Here is a 19,460-nt window from a genome sequence, read left to right on the forward strand (position 1 = left end):
CCGACTTTTAACACAATGAGCCGTTTAGTGCTCGAGGGCGCCGCGTTCGTAATGACGCGGCGCCCTCGTCATGAGTGCGGCCTCGGCACAATGGCGGCACCTACGTGGGAAGATGAAAGCATGACTCATTACGATTTGGTGATCGTCGGTTCCGGATCAGGCAACTCGCTCGTGACCCCGTTCTGGGACAACAAGAAAGTTGCCATCATCGACGGCGGGGTATTCGGCGGAACCTGCCTCAACAAGGGATGCATCCCGACGAAAATGTTCGTCGTACCAGCCACCTTGGCATCAGAAACCGAACACCTGCGCAAGCTCGGCGTTGACATGCACGTTGACGCCGTGCACTGGGCCAAGATCCGCGACCGCATCTTCGGGCGCATCGACCCGATCTCAGAAGCCGGTCGGAAGTACCGCGCGGAAGAGATCGATAACGTTGACCTCTATGAGGAGAATGCGCGCCTCGTGGGACCACGAGAACTCGTGACAGACTCCGGGAAGAAGATCACGGCAGACCAGGTTGTGCTCGCGAACGGTTCCCGGCCATGGCTGCCGCCAGAGCGCGGAATGGACCTCCCAGGCGTTCACACCTCGGAGACGATCATGCGCATCGAACGGCTTCCACGCACCATGGTTGTGGTGGGCGGTGGGGTCATCGCCGCTGAATTCGCAGCGATCTTCCATGGCCTCGGCGTTGAAGTGACCCAGGTAGTGCGCAGTGAGCAGCTCCTCAAGACCCTCGACGACGAAATTGCGGACGCGTTCACGCAAGCCGCACTGCGGCGTTGGGACATCCACCGCGGATGGGACATCAAACGCATCGGCGTGGGTGGAGACGCGGAACTTGCCGCCGAGTTCATTCGGGGTGACGAGAAACTGACCCTCAACGCCGACGTTGTGCTCATGGCGACCGGGCGTGTTCCGAACTCCGACACGATCGACGCGAAAGCCGCGGGCTTCGACGTCGACTCTTCAGGGTTCGTCGAAACCGACGAATACCTGCGTGTGCTCTCCGGCGGTAGGCCCGTTGAGGGTGTCTGGGCACTCGGTGACATTACCAACCCGGCGATGCTCAAGCACGTAGCGAACCGCGAAGCTCGCGTGGTCTCCCATAACATGGAGAACCCCGAGCAGCTACGCGCAGTTGACCACAGCGTCATCGCATCCGCAGTGTTTTCCAACCCGCAGGTCGCATCCGCGGGCCTCACCGAGGCGCAAGCGATCCGTGCAGCGGAGGACGAAGGCCGCGACGCCAACGACGTCATCGCCTACACGCAACGCTATGCGGACGTTGCCTACGGCTGGGCGCTTGAAGACGACGAAGGCCTCGTCAAACTCATCGCAGAGAAGTCCACGGGTAAGATCCTCGGCGCTTTCATCATGGGGGAGCAGGCTCCAACGCTGATCCAGCCGCTCATCCAAGCGATGACGCTCGGGACGGATGCGTACACGATGGCTCGCGCACCGTACTGGATCCACCCGGCACTCACCGAGGTCGTTGAGAACGCGCTACTCGGGCTTGGCACGCAGCCGCCTGAGAACCCAGCACTTTAGCTTTAAACGCGTTTTAGCTGTAAACCACTGTGGCTCCCCTACACAAGTAGGGAGCCACAGTGGTTTATGAGTAGGAATCAGGATTCGTAGAGTTTCTCCACCTCGTCCTGGAAGTCCTTCAGCACAATCTGGCGTCGGATCTTCAAGCTCGGAGTCAAGTGACCCGTCTCCTCGGTCAGATCCGTCGTCAAGACCCTGAACTTACGGATCGACTCAGCGCGCGAGACCGTGTCGTTCGCCGCATCGACACCCTCCTGGATGTCAGCGAGCAGATCCTTGTTTTCGACCAGATCCTCAACCTTCGTGTCAGCCGGCAGGTTGTGACGCTCAAGCCAACCAGGAAGCGCTTCCTCGTCGATCGTCACGAGCGCGCCCACATATGGGCGACCCTCACCAACCACAACACACTGCGAAACGATCGGGACACTACGAACGCGATCCTCCATGATGCCCGGAGCCACGTTCTTACCCGATGCGGTCACCAAGATCTCCTTCTTGCGGCCCGTAATCGTGAGGAAGCCGTCCTCATCGATAATGCCCAAGTCACCCGTGGCAAACCAGCCGTCAACGAACGTGTCCTCGGTGAGGTCTTCACGATTGTGATAACCCTCGAAAACACAGACACCCTTGACGAGGATTTCGCCGTCTTCGCCGAGTTTCATCTCGTTACCCGGCAACGGGCGGCCAACAGTACCGATCTTGATCTTCTCTGGAGTGTTCACAGTCACCGGCGCGGTGGTCTCCGTAGCCCCATAGCCCTCCAGAACCGTCAGGCCAATACCGTTGAAGAAATGCCCCAGACGCTCACCCAGCGCACTACCGCCAGACACCGCGTGAGTCACTTTGCCGCCCATAGCAGCGCGCAACTTCTTGTACACCAGCACATCGAAAAGCTTGTGCTTGACGCGAGTAACGAACGAAACCTTGCCCTCAAGCGACTGCCGCGAATACTCCTCGGCAACCTTGGCTGCACTCGCGAAAATCTTGCCTTTTCCGCCATCTTCAGCCTTCTGCTGTGCGCCGTTGAAAACCTTCTCAAACACGCGCGGAACAACAAGCAGGAACGTCGGTTTGAACGAATCTAACGCTGGCAGCAGATTCTTCAAGTCAGAGGTGTGCCCGGTACGTGCGCCGCCGCCAACCGCCATCAACGCAATAAAGCGAGCGAAAACGTGAGCCAAAGGCAAGAACAGGATCGTCGAGGCATTCTTAGTAATGACGCCCGGAACGGCTTTCGCAGCGTTATCCGAAAGGTCAACGAAATTCGCGTGCGTGAGCTCGCAACCCTTCGGCTTGCCCGTCGTGCCGGACGTGTAAATGATCGTCGCGATATCCGACTTAGAACGCGTAGCCTCCTGCGCCGCGCGGTCCTCTTCCGAGACCTTCTCGCCATCAGCACGCAACTGATCCAGCCCATCGGTATCCATTACGAGCGTTTCAGAAACGTTAGATAACGATTCCGAATCCTTAGCTCGCTTGACGCCCTGAGCATGGCGATCGTTCTCTACTATCACGATGTTCGAGCCGGAATCCTTCAGAACCCAAGCGATCTGGCTAGGGGAGGACGTCTCATAGATCGGCACCGAAATGCCACCGGCATAAGCAACCGCGAAATCGATGAGGCTCCACTCGTAACGAGTAGCCGACATCAACGCAACGCGATCGCCCGGCTTCACGCCGCGATGCATTAAGCCGCGCGCAATAAGTTTCGCATCTGCGGCGAAATCACGAGCGGACACGTCAACCCAACCGTTGTTGCCGTCCGGTTTAGAGAACAAAGGAATATCGGCATCGTTCGCTAGATGACGTTCGACCAGATCAACCAACGTGGCGCTATCTGGGTTCACGACCACAGCCGGAACAGAAACGGTCTCCACGGGCAAACTCCTGACTTCTCGTGTTGGCGATGGACCACACAAACACTGAGTGTGATGCGTGTCACCATATGTTTATCAACACTTTATGTCATTGGGCGTACCGATGCGTAACCACGCGCCGTCAGACTCGGCCGGCATCAGACTCTGGCGCCGTCATCCCAAGGGTCACGCCGATGCCGAGGCAACGTCCACCCCAAATACAGCAAGGCGCCCAACTCAGCCGCGATGAACACCCACCAAGCGAACGACGGCAGGGCCACCTTGAACAGCACGCAGACAAGCATCAACAGAGGCACACCCGCCACGACAATCCAGGCCAGGACTCGATCCGGGCGACCGGAGAAAACCGATGGGGGCTCCTCGGGAACATAATCGGTGTCCTCATCTTCGGCTTCCTCACCCGGAGGCCAGTCTCGTGGACCAGAACTTCCAAGACCAGAGGGCTCATCCATTGCCGTGGGGAAAAACGGCTGCGACGCAAAGAAATCCTCAAGGTCAGCGGCTTTGTTCTGAGCCCGCTGCTCCGCCGAGGGCTCACGCGGGGGTTTCTGGGACCCCGAAGACTCCCCAGCGTTAGGCTCTTGCGTTCCTGGATCCTGGATTCCCGGGTCCATCTGTTCAAGGCGGGCTACAAGATCAGCCCACGCCGCGTCGTCATCACGACGATCCTTCACGACACCTCACACACCTTTCGCCACATCGCGGGCAATCCCATCAACCACATCGCGCGACTCAGAGAAAATCAACGGAGCGTCCTCATCCAACGTCGCAACGTGGAAACTGTTCGGGAGATCAACGCGCCGCAACTGTTCCCGAACACTAGGACGCAAACCACGCTGCAAATGCGTCACGGTCGAATCCGGAACCACATGGTCAACAGCCGAACGGAACAACGTGATCGGAGCCTCGACACCCGGCAACATGCGGCGAGTACGCGCAACCAAACGCGTCATCTGATCCACAGCCGTAACCGGAACACGATCATACGCACCCTCAGTGACACCCGACTTCCGGATGTCATCTCCAATCGCAGGAACCGTAGCCACAAACCGCCTCACAAGCCCAGCGAACGTTGCCTGCAGAGGATACGAAAACGCCGGATTCACCAAAAATAAATGAGCCGGGCGGCGCACCGCACCCAGGTAAGCCGTCAACGTTCCACCCATCGAGAGACCACCAACAGCAACCGCATCGCACTCAGCCGCCAACGCATCGTAGGCATCCTCGACGCACGCACGCCACTCATCAGCGCTAGCAACCTGCAGATCCTGCCACCGCGTCCCATGACCAGGCAAGAGCGGCATCGACACCGCATGCCCCGCATCCTGCAACGTACGGCCCCAGTCGCCCAGCGAGGCCGGGCGAGACGTGAACCCATGAATCAGCAGAACCCCAACACCCGAAGTTCCGGGAACGAAAGAACTCGGCACTGCAGAACCCGGTTGGGGGACAAACGCTTCATCAGCCACCATTGGCACCCTTCTCTACGCGCTGCGCCACAACAAACCACACTACGTTGTGAACCCAAGGTTACGTTCAAAACCCAAGATTACGCTGAAAAGCTCAACCTTTATGCCCCACGCCGCCGGGCTTCGTAGACTGGAGTAATGCTGAACAACGCCGTATTTTCCGATGCTGGATCACAGACAGGCCCTGCCACCGACCCGGCCTTGGACCGGTGGCGTTCGCTACCCATCAAACAGCAGCCAGACTGGACAGGAACCGAAGCACACGACCGCGCCGTCGCGGAGCTCGGAACCAAACCGCCGCTCGTATTCGCCGGTGAGGTAGACGCCCTGCGTGAACAGCTAGCCCGCGCAACTCGAGGCGAAATGTTCGTGCTGCAAGGTGGGGACTGCGCTGAAACATTCGCCGGCGCAACCGCTGACAAGATCCAGGCGCGAGTCAAGACTATTCTGCAGATGGCCGTCGTGTTGACATACGGCGCGCAGATGCCCGTGCTGAAGATGGGGCGCATGGCTGGGCAGTTCGCCAAGCCGCGTTCCTCGGCCACCGAGACCCGCGATGGCGTGACCCTGCCGACCTTCCGCGGGGAGATCGTCAACGGCTTCGAATTCACAGAAGAAGCACGCATGCCAGACCCGATGCGCATGGTCCAGGCCTACGACACGTCGGCCGCAACGCTCAACCTGATCCGCGCGTTCACCCAAGGTGGCTTCGCGGACCTGCGTTCCGTTCACTCCTGGAACCGCGGCTTCATGAGCAACCCGGCTTACCAGGAATACGAAGAGCTCGCGGCCGAAATTGACCGTGCCGTTCGCTTCATGGACGCATGCGGCGCCGACTTCGAGGCACTGCGTCGAACCGACTTCTACGCTGCGCACGAAGCGCTGCTGCTCGACTACGAACGCGCGCTCACCCGCACCGACTCCCGCACCGGGAACCCCTACGCAACCAGCGCCCACTTCTTGTGGATCGGGGAACGCACGCGCGATATCGATGGCGCGCATGTCGACTTCCTGTCGCACGTCGAAAACCCGCTTGGCGTCAAGCTTGGGCCGACTTCGACCGGCGAGGACGCGCTGCGGCTCATCGAGAAACTCAACCCGAACCGTATTCCGGGCCGACTGACCTTTATTACCCGCATGGGTGCGTCCAACATCCGAGAAAAGCTGCCGCCTATCGTCGAAGCGGTGAAGAGCGCTGGTGAAGACGTTCTGTGGATCACCGATCCGATGCACGGCAACACCGTCACCAGCTCCAACGGCTACAAGACCCGCCGCGTCGAAGACGTCATGGACGAGGTCAAGGGCTTCTTCGAGGTACACCAGTCGCTTGGAACCGTGCCAGGCGGCCTGCACATCGAGATGACCGGCGACGACGTCGCCGAATGCCTCGGCGGCGCGGACCCGATCCGCGAAGACCAATTCGATGACCTCTACGAGACCGTTTGCGATCCGCGGCTGAACCACTCGCAATCGCTAGAGCTCGCGTTCCAGGTAGCCAACGGGCTTGCGCACCGCTAAACGGAACTAGCAGGATCGAAGCACGAAACGGGAAGAATCCGGGGAAGAACACAATGACTGAACAGAACAGTGCTAGCAACCTCAGCGTCGGACCATACGCCCTGTTTGACCGCGACGAGGATCCCAACGACCTCATCAGTGGCTTCTGGCGGGCAGACTATGCGCCGAACACATTGCCAGAGCGCCTCGTTCTGGCGTTCCTTGGTCCAACCGTCGACGAATTCGCGCACGAACGCGGCTGGGAATGCCGTGTAGAACTCGATTCGATTACCCGTGACTTCCCGTACTGGGTCACCGAGCACAACGGGGTAGAGGTTGGCGTAGTTTTGGCTCCGCTTGGCGCATCTGCTGCAACCCAGAACCTCGAGTTCGGCTTGGCGCTGGGCGCCAACAAGATCATCGCTGTAGGTAGCTGCGGAGCGCTAGACACGCAAGAAGAGAATGTGTTCTTTATTCCGCAGCGCGCACTCCGCGATGAAGGAACAAGCTTCAAATATCTGCCGGCCGAGGACTGGATCGACCTCGATGCTGCAGGCATCGAAGCCGTTGAAGCGGCGCTTGCCGCCCAAGGTCGCGCAGGCGAACGCGTCACCGTATGGACGACCGACGGCTTCCTACGCGAAACCCCAGCGATCATCGAACGCCGCCGTGCGGCAGGATGCGACGTCGTAGACATGGAATGCTCCGCGCTCGCTGCTGTATCGCGTTTCCGCGGTGCAACGTACGGGCAGTTGCTCTACACCGCTGACTCTCTTGCTGACCTGGACAAGCATGACCCGCGCGGATGGGGTAAAGCCTCGCGCGGTATCGCGCTCGACCTCGCGATTGAGGCAGCAAGCCGGCTCTAGTCTTCGGCGTCGGTCGGCGCCGGGGACTAAAGCCGGCTCTAAACCACGCCGGCTCTAGACAACACCGATCGTGATGGTCGAGCCGCGCTTGGCCATCTGGCCTGCACCTGGGTCTTGCTTCACGACGCTGTCGATAACCGTGCCGAAGCTGCCCTCCTCAACAGCTACCTTGAAACCGGCCTCCTCGAGGATCCGCGTCGCTTCGTCGCGGCTCTTGAACTTCACGTTCGGAACCTCAACAACATCGGGTCCTTTGGAGACGATGATCTCGATTTCGCTGCTGCGCTTGACCTCCTCGCCGCCCTCCGGCGAGCTGCGGATTACGTTGCCTTCGCGGTAAGTGTCAGAGAACTCTGGCTCGCCCTCAACCACGGTGAAACCAGCGGCTTTGAGCAAGTCTTTCGCGTCGCTGACGCTACGCCCGCGGACCTGCGGCACCTCGACGGGGGCAGGACCGGAAGACAACACGACATCGACGGCCGATCCTTCAGTGATCTGAGCCCCGATCTGCTCGGATTGCTCAATCACGAGTCCAGATTTCGCTTCGTCGTGTCGTTCGGTCACGTCGCCGAGCTTCAGTTTCGCTTTCTTGAGCTGAGCTTCGGCGGCATCACGGTCTAGACCGTTGAGGTTAGGCACGCTGATCATCCGTGGCCCGCGCGAAATCACCAAGTTCACACCCTGGTATCGGCGGACCGTGTCACCGGCTTTTGGGTCGCTGGATATGACCTTGCCTTTCTCGACGGTTGTCGAGTAGTCCTCGCTCGTGTTGGCGTGCGTTCCAGCTTCTTCGAGTTGTGAAATCGCGCTCGATTCCGTCTGGTTCTTGAGTTCCGGGACCACGATCTCGGCGCCTGGCCCGGCACCGAACCACCACGCGCCAGTGCCGCCTAGCAGCGTCACGATGAACACGATCAGCGCGATGAACCAGGCCTTGCGTTTGGTTCCTGGCTTGGAGACGGATTCAGAAGGCTTGCGGGCCGCGCGCCCGGTGCGGGGGCCGGGTTGAGCGTCCGATGCGGGAGCAGCTCCGCCGGAATGCTGGCTTGGAGCGGCAGTGTGGCCCGCATCGTACGCCGGGCCCGAGTCCGCTGGCGGTTCGATATTTTGTGATTGCGTATCGGCTGGCAGGCGTAGCTCGTGCTGTGGGATGCCGCCTTCGGGCACAAGGCTCGTGTCTGAATCCGGCGGTGGCGGGGAGAAAACCGACGTCCCGTCGTCACGGGCCATCGGTACGAAAGTGGTGGCCGCATCGTTATCGATGTCATCGCTTGCGGCTTCGGATTCAGGCTCTGCGTCCTGGGCGCCGGCGTTCGCGGCGGCAGCGTCTTCTGCGGCGGACGGCTCGTCGTCAGCGGGTTGGGTGCGTGCCAGGAGGTTCTGCGTCGCGACGACCAGTTCGTGGAGCGTGACGGGTTCGTCTCCGAGGTCGAGTTCATCCTCGGAGAGGTGATCTTCGATGCGGCGGAGCTCTTTGAGGAAATCTCCGGCGTGCGGAGGACGGTCATCCGGCTGGTGTTCGGTGGCCCACGCGACGAGGTGGTCGAAATCTTCGCTCAGCTCAGGCACTACATCGGATGGTGCGGGCACGGTTTCGTTGACGTGGCGCATCGCAACGTCCCAGGTTGTTTCACCCGTGTACGGTTGGTGGCCGGTCAGCAGCTCGTAGAGCAGGATTCCGCACGCGTAGATGTCGGTACGTTCGTCCGCGCCGCGGCCCGTGACGAGTTCGGGGGAGACGTAGGCGACGGTGCCGACGAGGCCGCCGGTTGCGGTGTGTTCGCTCGCTGCGCGTGAGAGGCCGAAGTCTGCGAGTTTGATACGACCGTCAGCTGAGATCAGGACGTTTTCGGGTTTGATGTCGCGGTGGACCATGTGTGCGGCGTGCGCAGCGGCGAGGCCTGCGAGGACTGCGTCCATGACTTCGAGCGCAGCGCGCGGTGTCATCGCGCCTTGGGTTTTGATGACGTCCCGGAGCGTGACGCCGGGGACATATTCCATCACGAGGTAGGCTTCGGAGCCGTCGACGCCTTGGTCGTAGACGTTCACAACGTTCGGGTCGGTGAGCCGGGCGGCGGCGATCGCTTCGGCTTCGAACCGTTCAACGGCTTGCTCGGAGTCCGCGAGGTGGGGGTGCAGGACTTTGAGCGCTACTTGGCGGCGGAGTTTGAGGTCCGTGCCGAGGTAGACGGTGGACATGCCTCCGCGCGCGACTCGACGCTCGATGCGGTATCGATCATCGAGTACTTCGCCAACTAGGGCGTCGCGGCGTTCTGGCATAGTCACACACTAGATCTTAGGTGAAAGTGGGGATGAATCCTTTGAAGCGCATCGTAGATGTGCGGCTTCGTGACGATTAAACGGCCTGAGGTTTAAACGCCTGAGGATTAAAAATGTGGGCGTCCGGGGTGAACTATGAACTAGCCCCCGGACGCCCACATCAATGGTGTGCGCTTAGGATGCGCGGCGTGCGCGTGCGGCGCGGCGCTTCATTGCGCGGCGCTCGTCTTCGCTGAGACCGCCCCATACGCCGGCGTCTTGGCCGGTTTCCATGGCCCACGAGAGGCACTGTTCAATGACAGGGCAGGTACGGCACACATTCTTTGCTTCTTCGATCTGCAGGAGTGCAGGACCTGTGTTGCCGACTGGGAAAAAGAGGTCAGGGTCTTTCTCCAGGCAAGCGGCTTTATCGCGCCAACTCATGCGGTGAATGCTCCTTGGTTGATGTGGCGGGGGTGGACCACGTTTGGTGGGTTCCCGCCGTGCTTGTTACGTGGGTGCCGTAACGGTTTTGTGGCGCCTGCAACCGGTGAACTTTTGGAAGGTGGTGCAGGCAGTTTGCTTACGAGGACGTTGGGAAACAAGACGGCCCACGCATCGTGGGCCGGTGTATCTCCAACATCAGGTACTGGGTTCAATTTTCCCATGGGCTTGGGAGGTAAACAAGGGTGTTCGCTACTTGAAAGTCACTAAACGGTATGGCGTTGATCACCGTTTGTGCACCTGGAACTGAATTTCTGTTGGTTTTTGTTCTCGCCCTGTTCATGTTTCTGCTCGGGGTGAGTGTGGGTGCTGTTGTGCCGCTTAGAATGTTGGGCATGATGACACAGTCTTCTGAACCTCGTATGACCGCGCCTACTTCGGTCAAAGTGACTGTAGCGATGCTTGGGATTGAGGTTTTAGGTGTTGCGGCCGCACTGATTATGTCGATTGTGAATCTGAATCAGCCGGGCCCGTTGAATATGGCGGGCCGTATTTTCATGTTGGTTCTGATCGCGGCTGCTGGGGCTGGTTTGTTGGTGACTGCGGTTCAGCATTACTTGGGTAAAGCGTTTACGCGCGCGATCATCGTGGTGTGGCAGCTGTTCCAGATCATCATTGGGGCGCAAGCGCTTGCCGCTGGTGGCGAGTTGTTCGGCGTCGGCATCTGGATGGGTATTGCGATGGTGGTTACGGCTGGGGTCGCGCTGGTCATGGTTTTCGCACCGGCGACTCGCTTGTATCTTTCGATTGACGACGTTCCCCGGTGATGAGGGGAGCAGGCCACTCATAGGAGTGGGACTGCTCGGTAGGTTTCTTGGTTGATGTTGACGAGCACGTGGTGGGGCTGCGTCGTGCTCGTTAGCGGTGGCCTCCAGTTCAGTGGCTCGAAGTCGCTGGGGGCGACGGGTGGGATGACGACGGTGGAGTTGCTGAGCGCTGTGCTGCGCCACCACGGCATGAGGTAGGCGAGGCGTGTTGGTGTGCTGGCTCCGAAGATGATGGGCTGGCCTTCCGCAATGCGACGTTCGCAGCGGGCTATGACCGCCGGCGTAAGGGCTTCCGCGTTGTCAACGATCCAGATGGTCTGATCTTCTGATGCTTCGGGTGAGTCGTCGCGCTCAGGGTTGATTCGTTTGATGGTGTAGCCGGCACACCATTGGTTAATGAGCTCGTTGCGTGCGAGTGCGTCCGCGCCGATCACGAGTCCTGCCGGTGTTGCCGGGATGGCGGTCGCCGTCTGGGCGGGAACGAGGCTCACGCGTAGCTCGGGGACCAGTGCTGCTGTGCTTCGCTGAGTCCTGTGCGAGGTGGCACTTCGGGTGGTACTTGCGATGTTTGGCGTTGTGCAGTTTTCTCCCCAGCGGTGAGGGTTTGGGTCACGGCGGGGCGCTTCGTCTGCGGTGGGAAGCTGCACGGCAAGGCCTTGGGACGGTGTTGCTGTTGAGCACAGCACGCCGCGTCCTGGAATGGACGGGACAGGGCGGATGCGAGGCCAGACGTGTCGGGCCTCTTCAGCGACGGCATAGGGAAGATAGATCCGGTGCGCGAGTGTCGAGAAGGTTCGCGATGTCGCGAGGTCCCGCCCTCCGTTGATGATCACACCAACCGTGCCTTTGAGTGCAAGCTCTCTCACTGTCTGTTCCCGATAGGTTGCTGCACGGTCGGAGGCGTCTGCCCACCAGCTGCTCGGGGAGATGATCCACAGCGTCGGTGGCGTGGTTTTCTGAGCTCCCGTGTATCCGCCCACGCTCGCTTTGCCACCGTGGCCCGCATTGCCGCCCGCGTGCGGGCAGCGGCCTTTTTTGAGTTCGCGTAAGACTTCGGTTGCGAGGCTGGTTTCGTTCGGTCCTACGTAGCAACCCCATACGTGTTTGGTTGACTCGAGGATTCCGAGTCCGTCCAGGACTATAACTGAACGCGCCGATCGTCCTTCGTCCTGACCCGATAGGGCGTGTGCGAGCCCCCGGACCACAGCCGCGTCTTCATTGCCTTCAGCGCCGCAGATCCCTAGCGAATACGGGGCACGAGGGGCGAAGTTCCCAACCCTCATCTCTGGGGTAGTGATCAACCCCAGTGTTGGAGCGCCACCGCATTGAGCAGTCGCATCGTCAAGACCGGAGAGGCTGTCTAGGTCGCGCGGGGAGAGATTTTCAGGCAAAGCCGGCGGAATGATCGCGTCGCCTAGCCCCTGAGGGTCCCGTGCCATGATTTGTTCGAGACGTTCAGCTAGAGTCGGCACGCCGTGGCTAGAGACTTCCCGCGAGGCTTCATCGCATACTCGTGGGCCGCGGACGCCGATGTGCACAGTGGTAGGCGCGTCGCTCGTCGGCTCAACCATGCCGTGGATGAGCGGGCTGCCTGTTGACGCGATGATGACGCGGCCTGGTTCAGATGCGGGAATCTCAGCTGCGGCAGTAGAGCCGATCAAAGACATCGAATCTGCGGTGTCTACAAGCCGAAGGCATACGGTGAGTGAAATGTTCGCCTTAATCTCTGGTGTGACGATCCCTTGCGGCCGTTGGGTTGCCAGAATCAGGTGGAGGCCTAACGCACGGCCAAGCGTCGCTAGACGCATGATGTCGGTGAGGATGCTCGGATGGTCTTGAGCGAGGATCCGGAACTCGTCGATCATCACGATGAGCCGCGGAGGTGCCTCCGGTAGCTCCGAAACATCTGAGACTCCCGCCCCACTGAGTAGTTTTTCGCGGCGGGTCATCTCAATCCGTAACGCCTCAACGATGCGGAAGACCTCACTCCCGTCGAGGTCTGTGACACACGTTTCCACGTGGGGTAGCGATGCGAACTCGCTGAATGTTGTGCCGCCTTTGAAGTCAACGAGGGCCAACCGAAGATGCTCGGGTGAATAGCGTTCTGTCAGGCCAAGAACCCACGCGCGGAGCAATTCGGACTTTCCGGAACCGGTGGTTCCGGCGATGAGCGCGTGAGGGCCGTCTTTAACGATGTCGACGGCGAGCGGGGCTCCGTCACTGCCGGTACCTAAAACGGTTGCCGCACTGTGCCGCGCCTCGGCTTTCGCAGGCCCGGCAGCAGGCAAGGAAGCGGCCGGCAAGGACTCAGCTCTATGTTGAGGGTCTGTTGCCGCTTGGAATATCACGGATGCATGATCAAGTGCTTCGAAACTGATGCTGTCTGGTTGGAACATCTGTTGAGAACCATCGTGATCGAGTGTCGCTGACAGTGTTTGCTGGGTGTCTTCGCTACACGTAATGATCCACTCGTCTGGGCCTGCCCCTTGATCGTGGGTGCGCGCGCTACGGGACTCGACGCGTACAGTGATCGGCTCAGCGCCGGGCGTTGGCGGGACGAGCAGGCACTCATACGCCTGAATAGCGTCATCCAAACGAACAGCGTTCACGCCTAGCAAGCGTGCGGGCAACCGCGAGGAAGCTGGGATCCGGAGACCCCAGCCCGCAGGTAGGCCGCGTTCCATGAACGAAACAAGCACTGCCCTCAGAATGCCAAGACACTGGGCTGGCGGCCCGACGATGCGCACGCTCTCTCCCGGCTGCAGATGAAGCACTGCCGGCCATTCGTGCGGTTCACGGCCGATGCCGCGCGACAGCTTGATACTCGTGGGTTCCCCGTTGGCGGTCAGCGGAAGCCGACACTCACGCACAGTCCCGACGCGCAGGCTCACTGAGTCTGTGCCGTGGGGTGTAGCCCCGAACTTTCCCCAACGGTCAGGTGTACTTTCTGCCGGAGCATTCGCTGTCTTGCCTGAGGTCTGCCGGCCCAGCGTCTGGTGCCACGAAGCGATGATCCGCGCCGGTGTCGGGGCATTGTGCTTCAAAGTTTCGATGTGACGGAGACCTTGCTGGCGGAGGCGTCGGCGATAGCGGCGGCGCTCCGCAATGTTCTGTCCCACCATGAACGATCCCGTGAGGACGCCCAGTACACCGAACACCAACATGAACCACGACCCGAGCGCCAGCCATAACGCGATCCCGATCCCCAGGGGAGCTACCGCCATGACGAGCCCAAGCCACGGGAACTTCGGTGGTGCTTGCACCGAAACGTCAAGCCGGTGTGGCAAAGGCGCTGTGCAGCGTCGCCGCTGAGTGCCCACGACAAGCCGCACAGTCGTGTCACCTGCCAGAACCGTGTCAGCGTCGGTGATGGCAGCTGAAACAGTGCGCTCGCCGTTGACGCTGAGTTCGCCATCGAGCTCCGAGATGGTGATGCCCGTTGCGGTGACACGTATGAGGGCATGTTCGCGGGACATTGCGGGGTCGTTGATTTGGATCCTTCCGGGGCCGCGGCCGATGAGGGAGTCACCTCGGGGGAGTGTGAAGACTGTCCCGCAGTCGGGCCCGGAATCCACGATGAGGTGTAGGGAGTCCCGATGCCGGTGCTCGGTGGCAAGCTCGCTGGCTGACGCCGTGCGGAGTTTTTGTGCGGTGTTGGACTCGCCCACGAGGGTTTGCGTGAGATGTTCGGCGGCGTCCTTCCGAAGTCCCGGAAGGTGAAATACGCGGGCTTGGTGTGGATCGAGCAACAACATGCGGCTGGCTCCTGAGTAAAAACAGTGATTTTCCGTTGTTGAAGCCAACGTAGTGAAGAACCTGCTGTGGATGCGCTGTGAATAGGTGTTGTGTGGATAACCTTCGTTATCCACATCGTGCTGTTTGATGCTTGCGGGCGTTTGGTTAGTGCTTTTATCGTCGAAACCGCATAGCAAAGTCATTCCAGTGGCGTTCGCACGTCCATGGAGAGTGCGTCAGGAGGTGGGTATGAGCGACATCGCAACCATGATCGAACACGATGTTCGCCAACGAATGCGCCGTGAGGGCCTGGACCCCGTCACGGCACCTACGCAAGTGCGTGCACTCGTCTCGCAGGCTCTCGAGGAATACGATCTGCGTTCGCTCACGGAATCCCTCACCCCGCTGCGGCAACGCGATGACGTAGAACGCACGATCGTTGATTCACTCATTGGCCTTGGGCCGCTGCAAGCCCTCATGGAGGACCCCGAGGTCGAAGAGATCTGGCTCAACGGTCCGGACAAGATCTTCGTCGCCCGTGCTGGGGTTGCATCACTCACACCCATCAAAATGACCCAGGAAGAGCTGCGTTCCCTCGTGGACCGCATGCTCGCCGGAACAAATCGCCGCGTCGATTTGTCGTCACCGTTTGTGGATGCCGCCCTGCCCGACGGATCGCGGCTTCACGTAGCGATCCCTGACATCACGCGGTCGGTGTGGATGATCAACATCCGTAAGTTCGTGGCCCATGCCCACCGGCTCAGCGACCTCGTTCGCCTCGGTTCGCTCAGTAACAGCGCTGCAGCATTCCTTGAGGCGTGCGTTGAAGCCGGCCTCAACATCGTGGTTTCAGGGGCTACCGGAGCGGGCAAAACGACGATGCTCAACGCGCTTTCCGCCTCGATCGGGGCGCGGGAACGTGTCATCACCGTCGAAGAAGTGTTTGAGCTTAAGGTTCCGCTGCGGGATGTCGTGGGGATGCAGTGCCGGCCAGCGAACTTGGACGGCATGGGTGAGATCACGCTGCGCAGGCTAGTGAAAGAAGCGCTCCGGATGCGGCCAGACCGGATCATGGTCGGCGAAGTCAGGGAAGCGGAAAGCTTCGACCTGCTCCTAGCACTCAACGCCGGATTGCCGGGGATGGCGACGATCCACGCGAACTCCGCACGAGAAGCGATCAGCAAACTGTGCTCGCTGCCCTTGTTGGCCGGCGCGAACATATCGCAAGAGTTCGTCGTCCCAACCGTGGCTTCGACGATGCACGTGGTGGTTCACTGCTACCGAACCCCAAGCGGCGAGCGCGGTGTTGACGAAATCGTGATGCTCAAAGGATCCGACGGGCAAGGGGTCATCGAAACATCAACAATTTTCAAACGTTCCGACGGTGAACTGCGTCCCAACCAGGATGCCGACCCCGCACACGTCCGCTTCGCTGCTCGCGGCATCGACCCGCGCAGTTTCTTGGTGGAACGCACATGAGCGCAATCCTAGGGCTGACGCTGGGGCTGGGTCTGCTTCTGATCTGGCAATCAGGTTTCGAAACCCGGCGACGCGCACGCTCCCTCACAGCGGACACCAGGTTGCGACGCACTATGGACCAAGCCGGCCTCCAACACGTCACAACCGTGACGTTCCTCCTCATCAGCGGCGGGATCGTCGCAGTTGCTACGGCGATCTATTTCCTCGCAACATCAACGCTGACGGTGTCGCTTGTTCTGTGCGGCATTACCGCAGTCCTGCCGGCGTGGTGGCTCCGGCACAAAGCAGACCAACGCACCAAAGCACTGCGGCAAATGTGGCCCGACGTCGTGGACCACCTCCGCTCAGCCGTACGCGCCGGACTGCCGCTCAACGAAGCGCTCGCACAACTGAGTTACGAAGGCCCTCAAGAACTCCAGCCAGCGTTCAGAGCCTATGCGGCAGACCTCAAAGTCACCGCCAACATGGACGCGACCCTCGACAGGTTGGCGCATCGACTCGCGGACCCCGTGGCTGACCGCATCATCGCCGCAGTCAAACTCACGCGCGAAGTCGGCGGAGCCGACGTCAGCATCATGCTCAGCACGCTCTCCGGATTCCTCCGAACCGACGCCCGAACCAGGGGAGAACTCGAAGCCCGCCAGTCTTGGACAGTCAACGCGGCCCGGCTTGCGATCACAGCGCCGTGGGCCATCCTGCTCGTTCTGTGCCTAGAACCGCGCATCGCCCAGGCATATTCAACGCCAACGGGGCTCATGGTTCTACTCGGGGGAGCGTTCGTAGCGGTCGTGAGCTACCGGATCATGATGCGCATCGCCCGGCTACCTGAACCACAGCGGGTGGTCGCATGAACATCTACGTAGCCAGCGCACTCCTGACGCTCGTAGGGCTCGCAGGGATCGCATTGATTATCGACTTTGTGGTCCGAGGAAGAAGCCTGCCCATCGGCGACAGAATTGCTGCACAATTCGGTGCCCGCACACCCCAGCCGTGGAGATGGCGAACCCTCAATCCGTTACGTTATCTCTCCCCAAAAGCCGTGCGAGCAGCGCGCTATTCAACCACTAACACGCGTGCCTCAAGCCCCCACATTGCGATGCGAGAGAAGAAGATCGCGGCAATGCTGGCGGCCGCAGGGCTAGAAACCAGCGTGGCCGAACACAAGCAACACCGGCTCGTTGCATCCATCGTCGCCGCAGGGGCAGCGGGAACGATCTTCATCGCGCTCAGCACACGGCAAAACATCCAACCCGTCGCTGCCGCCATCGCGGTCATCGCGAGCGCCATCGCTGGAACCTGGCTCGTCGACGCCCGGGTCAACCGAAAGATCAAACAACGCCGCCAAACGGCAATCGAACAATGGCCTGAATACATCGAACTCGTCGCGCTCGCCGTGGCCGCAGGTGACGGAATGCGCTCAGCGATCGCCCGCGTGGGGCAACAGTTCCCTGGTGTTCTAGGGGAGCGGATCCGCGACATGCTGATCCAGATGCGGACGAACGGGAACGTTGGCGAAGCTCTGATTGAGTTTGCGGATGAGCTGGAAAGCCCCACGATCCAGCGATGTGCCTCCACGGTGAGTGTCGCCGCGGAACGCGGCACTCCGCTGGCAGCGGTCCTACGAGATCAAGCAGCAGACGCTCGCGAATCAGCGCGACGAGACCTCATGGAAGCCGCAGGCAAACGCGAGCTCGGGATGCTGTTACCAGTGGTTTTCGGTGTTCTTCCGCTGTCCGTGGTCTTCGCGGTATTCCCAGGTCTGAGCCTGCTCACGATGTCTGTCTAGAAACCACACTCCCTGAAACTTTTGCCATCACTCCTGGAAATCCACTCACGAAAGGAACCAACCATGAACAATCGATTCACCCGCACCCGACTAGGTTCATCCATTACGGCTATGTTTTTGAAGTTCTCGGCTCTCATCGCGGGCGGTGCGGCCGCAGGTGAAGACCGTGAACGCGGCGACGTCCCGGGCTGGGTTCTCGTGACGCTCATGTCAGCTCTGCTGGTTGCCGGAATTTACGCGGTTGCCGGCCCAGCATTGGTCAAGATGTTCAACGAAGCGGTCGGTAAAGTCGGCGGCATGTAATGGCCCGCTGTACGCACGATGAGCACCGGGAGCGAGGCTCTGCCGTCGCGGAAACAGCGATGATCATGGGTTTAGTCGCTCTGCTGTTCATGATCCTGATCCAGCTCGCTGTTTTCCTGCATTGGCGCAACATGGCAGCTGACGCGGCAACCCACGGCGCACGCTACGGAGCATTTCCGGATCAGGAGGCCAGCGCCGGAGCGTTGAGGGCGCAAGAACTGCTGGATTCCTCGCTCAAACAAGGCACCGGACAAGCGCAGGCCGAGCTCATCAAGCGCGACTACGGGCCGGCAGTCAAAGTGACGGTGACCGTTAATGTGCCGATCCTCGGTTTCCTCCCTTCACCGCTCGAATATTCGACCAGCGCGGTCGTGACTAAAGCGACGTACTAATGCACTCAACTCTGATTCAGGCGACGTCTCGCGGGCCTGCAACCCACGAGACGCTAAAACCAAGCATCAAAACTGAACCTGAAAGAGGCAGCGCGATCATCGAGTTCATCGGGCTGTCCGTGCTCCTCGCTATCCCGCTCATGTACCTCATGCTTGCGATATCGATGGTGCAAGCCAGCAACCTTGCCGCCGTCGCGGCAGCGGATCAGGCGGCCCGCATCGTGAGCCATTCCAATGCCACGCCAGATTCTGGAACATCCGGCACGCGGGAGAAAGCCGAGCACGCGATCGCAGACGTCATGGATGGCTACGGGCTCGCGGCCGGCAACGCGAGCCTCAGCGTCGAATGTTCCGGCCCATGCCCCGGTCCCGGTTCCCTCATCACCGCACGCGTCGAAGTACGGGTTCCGCTGCCGTTCGTGCCTGAGGGCGTGCAAGGGATCGTCAAGACGCACTCAGAAACAACGATGCTGGTAGGGGAGACAGAATGAGCTCCGTCCACACGGAAACAGGTACGCAGGAAGAGGGCCGCATCGCCGTGATGATCGCCGGGCTCATGGGCCTGCTCATAGCGGTCATAGCAGTGACATCGGCGCTCAACCATGTGGCGATATCCCAGCGGAAATTGACCTCGATCGCTGACTCGGTGACCAGCACTGCGGTGCTGAGCAAATCGCAAGCGAAAGCAGTTCAAGAAAACGGGCATCCGGACGTCAACGCGGCGAGAGCCGACATCGAAAGGCAACTGAAGAAGACACCTTTGCCACCGCAGCTGCAAAACCTGCGGCTCGATAGCGTCGAATTCAGGGGCGAACCACTCACGCTCCACGTGAACATGTCAGCCACCACTCAGATCCCGATCATCGGCGGTATCTTGCCAGGTTCTGCACACGTACACACCCACGCGTTCAGCCGCCTCGAGGTCCAATAGCCGATGCGGACACGCCCGGGCGCACGACGGGTAGACTT

General features: G+C 60.4%; 17 protein-coding genes. 11 read left to right on the top strand and 6 right to left on the bottom strand.

Annotated features, from left to right (window positions below; genetic code table 11):
• Positions 1–120 precede the first annotated feature (120 nt).
• Positions 121–1,554: a mycothione reductase gene (locus CAY35_RS00205; protein WP_109303050.1), complete on the top strand. Its 1,434-nt coding sequence runs from the start codon at positions 121–123 to the stop codon at positions 1,552–1,554.
• A gap of 77 nt (positions 1,555–1,631) precedes the next feature.
• Here the strand turns inward: CAY35_RS00205 and CAY35_RS00210 are convergent, their stop codons facing one another.
• From CAY35_RS00210 to CAY35_RS00220, 3 genes are all read right to left on the bottom strand, one after another.
• A complete protein-coding gene (locus CAY35_RS00210; RefSeq protein ID WP_109302820.1) occupies positions 1,632–3,431 on the bottom strand; it encodes an AMP-dependent synthetase/ligase in 1,800 nt (599 codons plus the stop codon).
• A 137-nt stretch (positions 3,432–3,568) separates the two neighbouring features.
• The gene (locus CAY35_RS00215; protein WP_109302821.1) at positions 3,569–4,105 is read right to left on the bottom strand and encodes a hypothetical protein; all 537 of its coding nucleotides are present in this window, start codon (positions 4,103–4,105) and stop codon (positions 3,569–3,571) included.
• Positions 4,106–4,111: 6 nt separating this feature from the next.
• A complete protein-coding gene (locus CAY35_RS00220; RefSeq protein WP_109302822.1) occupies positions 4,112–4,903 on the bottom strand; it encodes an alpha/beta hydrolase in 792 nt (263 codons plus the stop codon).
• Between the two features lie 135 nt (positions 4,904–5,038).
• On the opposite strand from CAY35_RS00220, the gene CAY35_RS00225 reads away from it, so the two are divergent.
• Positions 5,039–6,418: a class II 3-deoxy-7-phosphoheptulonate synthase gene (locus CAY35_RS00225; protein ID WP_109302823.1), complete on the top strand. Its 1,380-nt coding sequence runs from the start codon at positions 5,039–5,041 to the stop codon at positions 6,416–6,418.
• A 53-nt stretch (positions 6,419–6,471) separates the two neighbouring features.
• On the top strand, positions 6,472–7,266 hold the full coding sequence (locus CAY35_RS00230) for a nucleoside phosphorylase (RefSeq protein WP_109302824.1): 795 nt from the start codon (positions 6,472–6,474) through the stop codon (positions 7,264–7,266).
• A 54-nt stretch (positions 7,267–7,320) separates the two neighbouring features.
• On the opposite strand, the gene CAY35_RS00235 is transcribed toward CAY35_RS00230, so the two are convergent.
• Both CAY35_RS00235 and CAY35_RS00240 read right to left on the bottom strand, forming a co-directional pair.
• The gene (locus CAY35_RS00235) at positions 7,321–9,546 is read right to left on the bottom strand and encodes a Stk1 family PASTA domain-containing Ser/Thr kinase (protein ID WP_109302825.1); all 2,226 of its coding nucleotides are present in this window, start codon (positions 9,544–9,546) and stop codon (positions 7,321–7,323) included.
• Positions 9,547–9,720: 174 nt separating this feature from the next.
• Positions 9,721–9,969 carry a WhiB family transcriptional regulator gene (locus tag CAY35_RS00240; protein WP_101630012.1) on the bottom strand — a complete coding sequence of 83 codons (249 nt, stop codon included), beginning with the start codon at positions 9,967–9,969 and terminating at the stop codon, positions 9,721–9,723.
• Between the two features lie 395 nt (positions 9,970–10,364).
• On the opposite strand from CAY35_RS00240, the gene CAY35_RS00245 reads away from it, so the two are divergent.
• Positions 10,365–10,796: a hypothetical protein gene (locus CAY35_RS00245; protein WP_146191882.1), complete on the top strand. Its 432-nt coding sequence runs from the start codon at positions 10,365–10,367 to the stop codon at positions 10,794–10,796.
• Between the two features lie 17 nt (positions 10,797–10,813).
• Here the strand turns inward: CAY35_RS00245 and CAY35_RS00250 are convergent, their stop codons facing one another.
• The gene (locus CAY35_RS00250; RefSeq protein ID WP_181377422.1) at positions 10,814–14,551 is read right to left on the bottom strand and encodes an FtsK/SpoIIIE domain-containing protein; all 3,738 of its coding nucleotides are present in this window, start codon (positions 14,549–14,551) and stop codon (positions 10,814–10,816) included.
• A 229-nt stretch (positions 14,552–14,780) separates the two neighbouring features.
• Here CAY35_RS00250 and CAY35_RS00255 point away from each other — a divergent pair, with 229 nt between their 5' ends.
• The 7 genes from CAY35_RS00255 to CAY35_RS00285 all read left to right on the top strand — a co-directional run bounded on the left by CAY35_RS00255 (position 14,781) and on the right by CAY35_RS00285 (position 19,422).
• A complete protein-coding gene (locus CAY35_RS00255) occupies positions 14,781–16,010 on the top strand; it encodes a CpaF family protein (protein WP_109302828.1) in 1,230 nt (409 codons plus the stop codon).
• Positions 16,007–16,861, top strand: a complete 855-nt coding sequence (locus CAY35_RS00260) for a type II secretion system F family protein (protein WP_109302829.1) — start codon at positions 16,007–16,009, stop codon at positions 16,859–16,861. Before CAY35_RS00255 ends, CAY35_RS00260 begins: the two co-directional genes overlap by 4 nt.
• Positions 16,858–17,796: a type II secretion system F family protein gene (locus tag CAY35_RS00265; RefSeq protein ID WP_109302830.1), complete on the top strand. Its 939-nt coding sequence runs from the start codon at positions 16,858–16,860 to the stop codon at positions 17,794–17,796. The genes CAY35_RS00260 and CAY35_RS00265 overlap by 4 nt, the downstream gene beginning before the upstream one ends.
• 111 nt (positions 17,797–17,907) lie before the next feature.
• Positions 17,908–18,099 (top strand): hypothetical protein, encoded by a 192-nt coding sequence (locus CAY35_RS00270; protein WP_109303051.1) that lies wholly within the window; start codon positions 17,908–17,910, stop codon positions 18,097–18,099.
• The gene (locus CAY35_RS00275; protein ID WP_109302831.1) at positions 18,099–18,491 is read left to right on the top strand and encodes a TadE family protein; all 393 of its coding nucleotides are present in this window, start codon (positions 18,099–18,101) and stop codon (positions 18,489–18,491) included. Before CAY35_RS00270 ends, CAY35_RS00275 begins: the two co-directional genes overlap by 1 nt.
• Positions 18,491–18,982 carry a pilus assembly protein TadE gene (locus CAY35_RS00280; protein WP_109302832.1) on the top strand — a complete coding sequence of 164 codons (492 nt, stop codon included), beginning with the start codon at positions 18,491–18,493 and terminating at the stop codon, positions 18,980–18,982. Before CAY35_RS00275 ends, CAY35_RS00280 begins: the two co-directional genes overlap by 1 nt.
• Positions 18,979–19,422, top strand: a complete 444-nt coding sequence (locus CAY35_RS00285) for a hypothetical protein (protein ID WP_109302833.1) — start codon at positions 18,979–18,981, stop codon at positions 19,420–19,422. The genes CAY35_RS00280 and CAY35_RS00285 overlap by 4 nt, the downstream gene beginning before the upstream one ends.
• The last annotated feature ends 38 nt before the right edge of the window (positions 19,423–19,460 follow it).

The sequence above is a fragment of the Pseudoglutamicibacter cumminsii genome (genome assembly GCF_003143995.1).
Classification (GTDB): domain Bacteria; phylum Actinomycetota; class Actinomycetes; order Actinomycetales; family Micrococcaceae; genus Pseudoglutamicibacter; species Pseudoglutamicibacter cumminsii_B.

Excerpts from the sequence above, each read along its gene's own strand:
- CAY35_RS00260 (WP_109302829.1), top strand. The coding sequence starts at position 16,007 with ATGAGCGCAATCCTAGGGCTGACGCTGGGGCTGGGTCTGCTTCTGATC.
- CAY35_RS00270 (WP_109303051.1), top strand. The coding sequence starts at position 17,908 with ATGTTTTTGAAGTTCTCGGCTCTCATCGCGGGCGGTGCGGCCGCAGGT.
- CAY35_RS00250 (WP_181377422.1), bottom strand. The coding sequence starts at position 14,551 with ATGTTGTTGCTCGATCCACACCAAGCCCGCGTATTTCACCTTCCGGGA.
- CAY35_RS00230 (WP_109302824.1), top strand. The coding sequence starts at position 6,472 with ATGACTGAACAGAACAGTGCTAGCAACCTCAGCGTCGGACCATACGCC.
- CAY35_RS00240 (WP_101630012.1), bottom strand. The coding sequence starts at position 9,969 with ATGAGTTGGCGCGATAAAGCCGCTTGCCTGGAGAAAGACCCTGACCTC.
- CAY35_RS00245 (WP_146191882.1), top strand. The coding sequence starts at position 10,365 with ATGATGACACAGTCTTCTGAACCTCGTATGACCGCGCCTACTTCGGTC.
- CAY35_RS00275 (WP_109302831.1), top strand. The coding sequence starts at position 18,099 with ATGGCCCGCTGTACGCACGATGAGCACCGGGAGCGAGGCTCTGCCGTC.
- CAY35_RS00280 (WP_109302832.1), top strand. The coding sequence starts at position 18,491 with ATGCACTCAACTCTGATTCAGGCGACGTCTCGCGGGCCTGCAACCCAC.
- CAY35_RS00235 (WP_109302825.1), bottom strand. The coding sequence starts at position 9,546 with ATGCCAGAACGCCGCGACGCCCTAGTTGGCGAAGTACTCGATGATCGA.
- CAY35_RS00220 (WP_109302822.1), bottom strand. The coding sequence starts at position 4,903 with ATGGTGGCTGATGAAGCGTTTGTCCCCCAACCGGGTTCTGCAGTGCCG.
- CAY35_RS00205 (WP_109303050.1), top strand. The coding sequence starts at position 121 with ATGACTCATTACGATTTGGTGATCGTCGGTTCCGGATCAGGCAACTCG.
- CAY35_RS00255 (WP_109302828.1), top strand. The coding sequence starts at position 14,781 with ATGAGCGACATCGCAACCATGATCGAACACGATGTTCGCCAACGAATG.
- CAY35_RS00265 (WP_109302830.1), top strand. The coding sequence starts at position 16,858 with ATGAACATCTACGTAGCCAGCGCACTCCTGACGCTCGTAGGGCTCGCA.
- CAY35_RS00225 (WP_109302823.1), top strand. The coding sequence starts at position 5,039 with ATGCTGAACAACGCCGTATTTTCCGATGCTGGATCACAGACAGGCCCT.
- CAY35_RS00285 (WP_109302833.1), top strand. The coding sequence starts at position 18,979 with ATGAGCTCCGTCCACACGGAAACAGGTACGCAGGAAGAGGGCCGCATC.